Annotated in this window: 2 protein-coding genes; both read right to left on the bottom strand. The window is 52.3% G+C overall.

Annotation, left to right across the window (positions count from 1 at the left end; translation table 11 throughout):
• Positions 1-131: 131 nt before the first annotated feature.
• Positions 132-395: an Lrp/AsnC ligand binding domain-containing protein gene (locus tag N0A24_12235; protein ID MCS7174103.1), complete on the bottom strand. Its 264-nt coding sequence runs from the start codon at positions 393-395 to the stop codon at positions 132-134.
• Positions 392-861, bottom strand: a 470-nt coding sequence (locus N0A24_12240; GenBank protein MCS7174104.1) for a type I glutamate--ammonia ligase, incomplete at its 5' end; no start/stop codon positions are given. The genes N0A24_12235 and N0A24_12240, both read right to left, overlap by 4 nt.

Below are 861 nucleotides of genomic sequence, written 5' to 3' on the forward strand. Positions count from 1 at the left end.
GATGACGAGGACCGCGTCGAATCTGCCGAAGACGTTGTGCGCTTGAATTACTCCGGGAAGGGTTCTCATGGAAACTATCTGATGCGAGGTGCCAGGCTCAGTTCTCACCAGAACGTAGGCGAATACCTTCGTCATTTCCTGTTCCCGCTGAACATCACGATGCAGGTCTCGGTCCTAACCACGTTCGGAATTTTCTCGATCACCTTGTAGAGCACCTGTGAAAGCATCTCAAGTGTTTCAACTTCGAGGGTAATGATTGCGTCGTAACGGCCAAAGACGGAGTCGGCAGCCACGACTCCTTTAACCTCGGAAGCCTTCTTCAGGAAATTGACAATTTCCTCGGATGTCCCAGGTTTAGCGGAAACCAAAACATAAGCCTTGAGCAAACCCGTCACACGTCGAAGTATAGGTAGAACTCGTAGGGATGGGGCTTTGTGGTCACGTCGATGAAAGCCCTCAATTGTAACTCAGTCATCGTTTCGATGAGGTCGTCGCTGAACACCGGCTTCAGAAATTCCCGGTCGCTGAGAACTTCTTCAACAGCTTCCCTCAGAGAGCCTGGGAGCTCCCGTATTCCTAGCTGTTTTCTTCGTTCTGGGTCGAGCTTGTAGATGTCTTCGTTAACCGGGTCGCCGGGGTCGATTTTTCGACGTATTCCGTCCGCTCCGGCAGCTGCTATCGCCGCGAAACAGAGGTAGGGGTTGCATGAGGGGTCGGGAGTTCTGAACTCAATTCGTTTGCTTTTTCTCGCTGCTTCGCCTCTGTAGTAAACGGGAACTCGAACGTTCGCGGACCTGTTGGCCCTACTCCACGCGATGAAAACCGGTGCTTCGTATCCAGGCACTAGTCTTCGGTATGAGT

This window comes from Armatimonadota bacterium (assembly GCA_025059775.1).
In the GTDB taxonomy this organism is placed as follows: Bacteria; Sysuimicrobiota; Sysuimicrobiia; order Sysuimicrobiales; family Sysuimicrobiaceae; genus Sysuimicrobium.